Source organism: Amycolatopsis sp. NPDC059021, assembly GCF_042739895.1.
GTDB lineage: Bacteria > Actinomycetota > Actinomycetes > Mycobacteriales > Pseudonocardiaceae > Amycolatopsis.
Genome location: NZ_JBHYIQ010000072.1, coordinates 45554 through 54435 on the forward strand (window position 1 = coordinate 45554; position 8882 = coordinate 54435).

Consider the following 8882-nt stretch of genomic DNA (forward strand, 5'->3'; position numbering starts at 1 on the left):
GCTCAGCCCGCGCGCAGAGCGGCCAGCCGCGGCGCGCGGCTCTTCACCGAGTCGAGGCTGAAACTCCTGGCGTCGCCGAGTTCGTCGCGAATGAAGTTCTCGGTCTCCGCGACGGCTTCCCGCAACGCGTCGTCATCGCCGGCGAACGATTGGTACACGATCTCCCCGGCCTCGGGATCGAATTCCCAGAGCCCGGCGATCCGGCCGCGATCGACGATCACGTGGCACGGTGGGTCCGCCTCCGCGCCGAGCGTCCGCTTCCCGCCCGGAACGCTTCGCACGGCGTCGGCCGGATCGAGCAACCGCCCCATGTCCCGGTGCAAGAGGTGGATGCCGTCGACGCCGGCGAGCAACGCGTACCGCGGCTCGTCCGGCTCGGTGAATTCCGCGAACTCGTCCGAAAGTTCCTTGGGCAGCACCAGATCCGAGTCACCCACCGAAACGAGTTCCAGCGCTTCGACAGCCTTCTTCGCGACCGACGCGGTGAAACCGGAGAACCAGCGAAACTGTTTGAGCGACGCCGGTGCCGCCCAGCCGAAGTACCGCCGCGCGAGTTCCGCCCTCACGGTGTCCACATCGGACACCGGCTCCGCGTTCCACCGGACGTAGCCGTAGCGCTGCTGGTCGAGCCGCCCGTTGACCGGCGCTCGCCGGATGTCGCCCCTGGCCTGAAGCAGTCCCAGCGCGAGCGGCAGTGTCGTCGTCACTCCGCGCTTGCGCCCGGCGTCCCCGAGATTGCGGACGGCCGGGCCCGCCGCGGTTTTGAGCGCCGCCGGGTCCAGTGGCGCGTCCGCGGTTTCGAGAGCGTCGATCACCGCCGCACAGAGCTGCTCGACCTCGGCGCGGGTGACGCCGAGATGCCTTTCGGCCGACGCCAGTTCGCCCTCCGGCGCTCCGGCACCGACCGCCAGCCCGAGCGCGAAGTCGGCGGCGGGCAGCACGTACGTACAGCCCCGCGCCGAGGGGAGCTCGTGGATCGCGAGCCGGGCGACCTCGGCGTCGACCGCCTCGCGATGCAGCCGAGCGCGGGCGAACAAGCCCAGATACGGCCCCGATCCGCCCACCGAACGCGCCCAGCCGGTCTGCTCGAGTACGTCGGCGGCACTCGCGCCGCGCAGCCTGCCGTCGAGTCCTTGGCGATGGGCCCACCAGGCCCGCAACCGCGATGTCGACATGACCTCCAGTATGGCCGTTAAGCGGTTGCCCGCATGTTCTCCGCCTCGCACACTGGTCCGCATGGGGAGGACATCGCTGGTCACAGGGTTCGTGTTGGTGTTGACCGTCGCGCTCGGCGGTAGCGCCGCCGCGGCCACCGGGGAGGCGGGCCCGCGGCTGACGAACCCGCATCCGTGCCCCGGCAAGCCGGGGTTCACCTGCTCGACGCTGACCGTGCCACTCGATCACACCGGCCGGGTGCCGGGCACGCTCGACCTCCAGGTCGCGGCCGCGGACAACGTCACCGCGCCGAAGGGCGTGCTGCTCTACCTGGTGGGCGGGCCCGGCCAAGGCGGTGTCGTGTGGCTCGATCGCCTGGCGAACCGCCGGCTGCCCGAGGTCGCGAAGGACTACCGGTTCGTCACGCTCGACCAGCGCGGCACCGGGGAATTCGGCGCGCTGCGCTGTCCCGGGCTGCAGACGCAGATGGGCAGCTCCAACATCGCGACCCCGACCCGCGAAGCCGTCGCCGAATGCGCGAACCTGCTCGGTGACCGGGCGCCGCTGTACTCGACCGATCAGACGGTGGCCGATCTCGACCTGCTCCGGCAGGCGCTCGGTGTGCCGAAGATGGTGGTCGACGGCGTGTCGTACGGCGCGTTCACCGCGGCGCGGTACTCGATCGCGCATCCACGGCACGTCCGCAAGCTCATCCTGGACTCGGTGCTGCCGCACCACGCGACGTCGGCGGATTCGCTGTACCTGGCCGGTCTGCGCGCGAACGCCCGCGTGCTGCGGGACGCGTGCGCGGCACCACCGGCCTGCGGTTACGACCCGGCCGAAGACCTCGCACAGGTCGTACGACAGCGCAGTGTCGCGGACGGCGTGCGGATCTTCGACGCCATGGTCACCTACGAGTTCGTCGATCCGACCTACCGGAATCCCAGCCCCGGCGACGTCGTTCCGCCCGGTGGTGGCGACATCATCGGCGCGGTGCACGCCGCTCGCGGCGGCGATCCGGCGCGGCTGAACGCCCTGCTGGCGGCCATGGCGCGCGCCAACGAGGTCGACCCGATCTACTACAGCTCCGGCCTGCAAGCCGGGACATTGTGCGCGGACCTGCGTTTCCCCTGGGGTTCGGCGTCGACCCCGGTCGCGGTGCGGCAGGCACGGCTAGACCACACCGAAGCCCGGCTACCGGAGCGGGCGACCTGGCCGTACACCTCGCAAGTGGCGGTCACGCAGGGCTTCATTCAGCTGTGCCTGCCATGGCCCACGGAACGCGCGACGTCGAATCCGGCCGGTCACCTGCCGGACGTGCCGACCCTGCTGCTGAACGGCGACCGCGATCTGTCGCCCCCGCTCGAATGGGCCGAACGCGAAGCCGGCGTCGCGCCCCGCGGCGAACTCGTGGCGGTCAAGGGCGAGTCGCACTCGATCCAGAATCGCGAGCGCGGACACGCGGGCCGCGACGCCGTGATCAAGTTCCTCGACGGGTAGGTCAGCGCCGGTTTCAGCAGAGCACCGCGGCGATGGCGTCCCGGACCCCGGCGTCGGACGGCGTCGGTTTTCCTTGCCGCTCGGCCATTTCCCGCAACGACGTCATGGTCACGTCCTGCATCCCGCAGACGGTGAACTGCTCGAACGCGGTCATGTCGGGATCGATGTTGAGCGAAAACCCGTGACTGGTGACCCCACCGCGAATCCGCATCCCGACCGACACGAGCTTGCGATGATCCGGCGTCCACACCCCGACCAGACTGCTCGCACCTTTCGGCGTTTCCCGCCGCACCGCGTCGAATCCGAGACTCGCGAGCGCCTCGATCAGCCCGTTCTCCAGCCAGCGCACGATGTCGACCACGCCGCGCTCGCGGACGTTGACGACGAGATACCCGACGAGCTGGCCGGGACCGTGGTAGGTCGCGAACCCGCCGCGGTCGACCTGGACCGACGGCAGCGCGGCGGCCGCGGGCGGCAGTTCGTCATGTGACGTGCGAGCCCCGTATGTCACCACCGGCGGATGACTGAGGAAGAACAACCTGTCGCCCTCGACGCCGTCCTGGCGTTCCTTCACCCAGCGCCGCATGTCCCGCGCGGCCTGCTCGTAGTCGACGATCCCGAGGTCCACACGCTGAATCGGCCACCCCATCCACCCAGACTAGCGCCGCCGATAGGTGTGCATCGCGACCCCGGTACGGGAAACCACGGTGTCGACGAGTTCGAGATTCGCAGCTGCGGGACCGGGCGCGAACAGCCGCTTTCCGGCACCGAGCAGAACCGGGAAGATCCACAACCGGTAGACGTCGACCAAGTCGTGCTGTCGCAGGGTTCGCACGAGCCGGCCGCTGCCGATGACCTGGATTTCCGAGCCTGGCTGCTTCTTGAGTTCCGCGACGGCTGCGGGGACGTCATGGGCGAGCAGAGCCGAATTTCGCCACGTGGCCTCGGTCAACGTGCGCGACGCGACGTGTTTGGCAAGCCGGTTCATCGTCGTGGCCAGCGGATTCTCTGTATCGGTGACTCGCGGCCAGTACCCAGCCATCGTCTCGTACGTACGGCGGCCGAGCAGCAGCGCGCCCGCCTGGGCATGCAGCCGCATCACCGTCCGCGTCAGGTCTTCGTCGAAATACGGTGCCATCCAGCCGACGTGCTCGAACCCGCCGTCGCGATCGTCGTCGTCCGGCCCCGGTGCCTGCATGACGCCGTCCAAGGTCAGGAAGGCCTGTACGACCAGCTGGCTCATCATTCCTCCTTGGTGAGACCGGTTATCAACGTCCGGACCAGCTCGCCCGCGAAGTCGTCGTCGCCGTCCTGCTCGACGAAGTGACTCAGGAAACCGCGTTGGAAACACGCGCCGAGCAATAGCGCGGCAGCGGCCCTCGGATCCACTTCCGGCCGGATGCGACCGAGTTTCTGTTCCGCCGCAAGGTAATCCGACAGAACGATGGTGACATGCTGCGGCCCGACGCCGCGTTCACGCATCGTCTCGCGGTGCGCTGCCAGCAACTGCGGCTCGGAGAAGATCGATGCCGCCATGGGGAAGTTGTGGTTGTAGAAGCGGATCGCCTCCCGCGCGACCTCCTCCAGCGTCTCGCGCAAGTCACCCTGCCCTGCCCGCTCGGCCAGCCCGTCGAGCAACGCGGTGAGCGAACTCGGCGCCCGCTCGCTCAGCACCGCGAGGAACAGATCGGTCTTGTCGCGGAAGTGCTTGTACAGCGCGGCCTCCGAGAACCCCGCGGCCTTGGCGATCTCCTTGGTCGTCGCGCGGGCGAGCCCGCGAGTGCGCATCACGTGTGCCGCCGCGTCGAGTATCTGGTCGCGAGTGCTCACGGCGCCTCCGTTTGACAAGTAAGTGAGTACTCACCCACTATAGTGGTTAGTGAGCACTCACTAACCAGGGAGGTTCCATGAAGATCACGCTGTTCGGTGCGACGGGTGGTACCGGCAAACAGCTCGTCGACCAGGCCTGCGCCGCCGGCCACGAGGTCACCGCCGTCGTTCGCGATCCCGCGCGCCTCGCCAGGACGGACCCGCACCTCACCGTCGTGACCGCGGACGTCATGGATCCGGACTCGATCGCCCCGCACGTATCCGGCCGCGACGCCGTCATCACCGCGATCGGCTCACCCGACCTGAAACCGACCACCATCCAGACCGACAGCACCCGAAGCATCATCGAAGCGATGCGGCGACAGGGGACGCGTCGGCTGCTCGTGGTCAGCAACGGCGGCATGGCCACCGAAGGCGACGGCCCGGTGACCAGATTTCTCGCGAAGCCGATCCTCAGCCGGATACTCCGGAATCCGTGGAGCGACATGCGCGTCATGGAGGAGGACGTACGTGCCAGCGACCTGGACTGGACCATCGTGCGCCCGCCGATGCTGACCAATGGCCCCCGCACCGGCACCTACCGAACCGCGATCGACCGGAACGTCCGCGGCGGCGTCCGCCTTTCCCGCGCCGACCTGGCCGACTGCATCCTGCGTCACCTCGACGACCCCGACGCCGTCCACGTCGCCATCGCGGCGGGAAACTGAAGAGATCGAGATGACCGGATACGTCCGATGCCAGCCACTAGGATTGACGTATCGCCGCGCGTACGCACAGGCAAAGCCCGAGCGTTGCAGCGAACGCAGTTCCGCCGTAGAGGACAGTCTCGGCGAGACCAACCCCAGTCATGCTCTTCAGCACCCCCGCCACTACTGACACCAGCAGGGAGAACAGGATGGCCACTACCAGCCATAGAAACCTCGAAGCCGAAGACGTCGAAGGCTGATTGGTCACGACAGTTCCTTCTGCAGGAGGAGTGAGTGGCCGGGCCGGTGCACTGGTGTCATTCCGCACGATTGCCACCCACCATCAGGTGCGCGGCCGCCATGGCGCGCAAGTCGACCTTGGCCTGTACTGCTGCGCGATACGCCGCAATCTGTTCGTCGAAGCCTTTGAGCACCGCGCCTATACGCTGTTGTTCGGGCAAGGGTGGCAACTCCACGGAAAGCTGACCGAAAGTGTCGGCGCTGAGCGAAGGAATCGCCGTCGCTTCCTTCGAGCGCTTCTGGATCCACTCAACGACATCCGGCAGGGAGAGGTAGCTGAGAAGATAGAGCGGATCGACCTTCTCGGTAACGAAGTCATGGAGCCTAAGGAGGTTGGTTCCCATCAGCCACCCAGCTTGCGGCTCCTCTACCAGTGCGGATGGTCCGGTGCTGCCCGTCCGCACGGACACGATGTCTCCCGCTGCGAGCTTGAATCTATGAAGGTCTTCCGCAACTTCGAGTGAGACCTTCCGGTGCTCTTTGGCGACGATGCGGCGTTCACAGAGATGTTTCGGCGCCACAACGGGCACCACACCGTCCGCAGAAATTCTCTTGTCGGACAACCGGCGCGGCGAAGGACCGGACTGGATCTCGCACAAGGCACTCAACGGCATCGTCACCCAGCCCGAGCTCTGCGCCTCCCGTTCAATCGAGGCGTCGAGCCGCCGCGCCTCTCCGTCCGCTTTCCTTGCTAGGGCACTGAGTTTCGCTTCTCTTTCACGCGCACCGGTCAACGCGGCGAAACTCATCCCGGCAGGGCTCGCGGGCCGTACCCTTCTTGTCACGTAATCAGTTGGGCTCAGCGAGTAATTCCGTGCACTGATCTCGTTGCCGTTCACCGAGACGCTGAATCCCGTTGTTCCGAGGTACTTGCCGCCCTGCCCCCTCCAAGACCGCAAGGCTCCAGCGATCTCGTCCTGGTCCAGGTCGCTGAGAACGTGCTGTTTCCCCATCTTCTCCCCCCGCTGCCGCGCATCGATGAACAGCACGTGGTCGCACGAGCCTGTCGGATACTTGAGAAGCCACACGGACACGGGGATCGTCGTGGTGGCGAACATGCGCGCCGGAAGCCCGATGACGCATTCCACCGCACCCTCGTCAACGAGCCTCTGGCGGATGACCCGTTCACGTTGGTTTGCCGACGCCGCCGCGTTGTTGGGCATCACCACGGCGGCCCTTCCGTCGACTTCGAGAGAGGCGAGAATATGCTGCAGCCAGGCGAAATTGTCGTTTCCTGGTGGAGGTGCGCCGAAGTGCCATGCGTCTTCGTTCATGCCCTGCCTTATCGACGCACTGGCGTTGAACGGAGGGTTGCTAAGAATCAGGTTCGCCTTGCGTGGCGTTCGACTACCGTCCTCCCACGGCGCGGTTGTGCTGGCCTTCACCTCGCCCGGAATTCCATGCAACGCCAGGTTCATTCCCATGATCCGGAGCATGGTCTGATCAGGGCTTTCGCCGCACACACTGGCCCCTGACGCCCCGCCGTAGTGGTCGTCCAGGGCTTCGACGGCAGCAGTCAGCAGCTCACCGCCACGCGCATAAGGGTCGTAGACTCGCTGACCTGCACTCGACCCCATCGTGATCGCCTGGGCCATCAACCGGGTCACGCTCCCAGGAGTGAACGACTCACTACCGCGTAGTCCGGCATGTGTCTCGTAGCGCTCGAGAAGGGACCGAATATCGTTGCCGTTCAGCCCGCCCGACAAGCGGACGACGCTGACAAGGTCCTCGGAACGCTGCGGTCGGAGCCTCGCGGTTGACTGGCTCATCCCAGGTAAGACCCCGAACCTGCGAAGCTCGTCATCGGCCAGGGTCCCGATCTTCCGGAGCAGCGCTGTGGCATCTTCTGCGGAAGATACGGCCGCAGCGGCGCGCAACTGCTGTTCCCAGCGGTCCGGTGCATGGGCGTGAAGAAGCACGAGCGAATGGACCAGATTCAGGTAGTCGGTCATCGGAGCACTACCGCAGACCCGCTCGGCCAAGGGCCCCAGCAACCGGTCCACCGAACTGCCCAGCCGAGAGTGCTCGGGCTTCATGATGGCGCTGCTGCGCCGTGTGGCTGCATCATCGAGGTTTCGGCGAACCCTGTCCGCGTAAGTAGTCCCGGTGACTTCTCCCGAGGTGAGTTCACTGGCCCGGATTGGCCGTGACTCCAGCCAGGTAAGCAGCTGGGCGAGACGGAAGTAGTCTGTCCCGCTGGACGGATGCGGCCGGGGAAAGTCCGCGTGCCGTCGCTCCCAATTGCTGACCGCAGGTCGCTGGACGCCAGCTAGCTGGGCGATCTCATTTCGCGACACCAGCCGCTCGGCTCTGTTTTCCACACTCATCGGGGCCCCTCCGTCACCTTCTACCCGTTGTCTGTTGGGTGCGACAGTAGAGGCTAAGGCCCCACGATCACAAGTGCGCACTGCAGTGCGCACTTAACAAGAAGACGGCAGGCAGAGAGGGTAGATCGACGATACTCCCGTTGCCCGTCGTGCTGAGCTGCTGAAATGCTGTTACCTGAGTATCGGATGCCGCTAAAGCGGACTGATCCGTGATATCCCCTTTTTCAACCGTGTCGCCGTGCAGAGACACGGAAGCCGGAATGGAGTGTCAGGAGAGGCCGAGCGCGATCAGGCACACCTGCGTGCTGACGAACGTATGTGTGCAGAGAATGTGTGGACCTTGGAGGACCTGCTCGAGCACCGGACCACAAATCGGACGGCGGAGCTCACCGGGCGGGGTTTGGGGTGCACCTCAAATAGAGACGGAGCGAGTTGGTTGGCGCTTTCCGCCGACACAACTCACCCCGAGTGACGTGGAGCTGAGGGGAATCGAACCCCTGACCCCCGCCTTGCAAAGGCGGTGCTCTACCAATTGAGCTACAGCCCCGGATACGGGCGGCGGCGCGGCCGCCCGTCCGAACTCAGTTGTTGCGGGAAGCGTCCGCGGCCTTGGCCGGCGCCGAGCCGTTGCTCGAAGCGGAGCCGAAGGAGCCCTCGGGGGCCGTCGCCTCACGCCACAGGTCGGCCTCAGCCTTGGCAGCCTTGTTGCGCTTCACGACGAACAGAACGCCGCCCGCGATGACCGCGAGTGCCAACAGCTTCTTCACTGAAGCCCCCTTCTCCACCTTGCTTCCCTTACCCCGCGATGTTACTGCACCCCACGATCCCCACGACCCCCGGTTCCCCTCACGTTCCACGTGGAACCACCGCCCCGTAGCCAACGTCACACCCCCACAACCGGAACACCCACTCCACCCCGCGGGTTATACCAACCGGTCGGTGTGCAAGCCTCCCGCAGCGAACCCACACCGACCGCGCCCCCCCCCCGGGGGGGGGGGCGGGGGGCCCCCCCCCGGGGGGCCCCCCGCCCCCCCCCCCCCCCCCCCACCCCCCCCCCCCCCCCCCCCCACCCCAAACAGCCCCC

At 66.7% G+C, this 8882-nt stretch carries 8 protein-coding genes and 1 tRNA gene; 2 read left to right on the forward strand and 7 right to left on the reverse strand.

The genetic code is table 11. The annotated features are described in order from the left end of the window. Nucleotides 1-2 precede the first annotated feature (2 nt). Complete coding sequence (locus tag ACFWX1_RS33440; protein ID WP_378393751.1) at nt 3-1175, reverse strand: DNA glycosylase AlkZ-like family protein; 1173 nt, start codon at nt 1173-1175, stop codon at nt 3-5. A 61-nt stretch (nt 1176-1236) separates the two neighbouring features. On the opposite strand from ACFWX1_RS33440, the gene ACFWX1_RS33445 reads away from it, so the two are divergent. Further along, nucleotides 1237-2655, forward strand: a complete 1419-nt coding sequence (locus tag ACFWX1_RS33445) for an alpha/beta hydrolase (RefSeq protein ID WP_378393752.1) — start codon at nt 1237-1239, stop codon at nt 2653-2655. A 13-nt stretch (nt 2656-2668) separates the two neighbouring features. Here ACFWX1_RS33445 and lipB read toward each other — a convergent pair whose 3' ends face one another. Genes lipB through ACFWX1_RS33460 form a run of 3 tightly spaced genes read right to left on the reverse strand, consistent with a single transcriptional unit; the run spans nt 2669 to nt 4485 of the window. Further along, nucleotides 2669-3304: a lipoyl(octanoyl) transferase LipB gene (gene lipB / locus ACFWX1_RS33450; protein ID WP_378393753.1), complete on the reverse strand. Its 636-nt coding sequence runs from the start codon at nt 3302-3304 to the stop codon at nt 2669-2671. A 9-nt stretch (nt 3305-3313) separates the two neighbouring features. After that, the gene (locus ACFWX1_RS33455; protein ID WP_378393754.1) at nt 3314-3898 is read right to left on the reverse strand and encodes a dihydrofolate reductase family protein; all 585 of its coding nucleotides are present in this window, start codon (nt 3896-3898) and stop codon (nt 3314-3316) included. Then, nucleotides 3898-4485 carry a TetR/AcrR family transcriptional regulator gene (locus tag ACFWX1_RS33460; RefSeq protein ID WP_378393755.1) on the reverse strand — a complete coding sequence of 196 codons (588 nt, stop codon included), beginning with the start codon at nt 4483-4485 and terminating at the stop codon, nt 3898-3900. The genes ACFWX1_RS33455 and ACFWX1_RS33460 overlap by 1 nt, the downstream gene beginning before the upstream one ends. A 77-nt stretch (nt 4486-4562) precedes the next feature. Here ACFWX1_RS33460 and ACFWX1_RS33465 point away from each other — a divergent pair, with 77 nt between their 5' ends. Then, nucleotides 4563-5192 (forward strand): NAD(P)-dependent oxidoreductase, encoded by a 630-nt coding sequence (locus ACFWX1_RS33465; RefSeq protein WP_378393756.1) that lies wholly within the window; start codon nt 4563-4565, stop codon nt 5190-5192. Nucleotides 5193-5488: 296 nt separating this feature from the next. Here ACFWX1_RS33465 and ACFWX1_RS33470 read toward each other — a convergent pair whose 3' ends face one another. The 3 genes from ACFWX1_RS33470 to ACFWX1_RS33480 form a co-directional block, all read right to left on the reverse strand. Beyond that, complete coding sequence (locus ACFWX1_RS33470; protein WP_378393757.1) at nt 5489-7798, reverse strand: N-6 DNA methylase; 2310 nt, start codon at nt 7796-7798, stop codon at nt 5489-5491. 474 nt (nt 7799-8272) lie between these two features. Continuing rightward, nucleotides 8273-8345, reverse strand: a tRNA-Ala gene (locus ACFWX1_RS33475). A 34-nt stretch (nt 8346-8379) separates the two neighbouring features. Continuing rightward, the gene (locus ACFWX1_RS33480; RefSeq protein WP_345405536.1) at nt 8380-8565 is read right to left on the reverse strand and encodes a DLW-39 family protein; all 186 of its coding nucleotides are present in this window, start codon (nt 8563-8565) and stop codon (nt 8380-8382) included. Nucleotides 8566-8882: the final 317 nt, after the last annotated feature.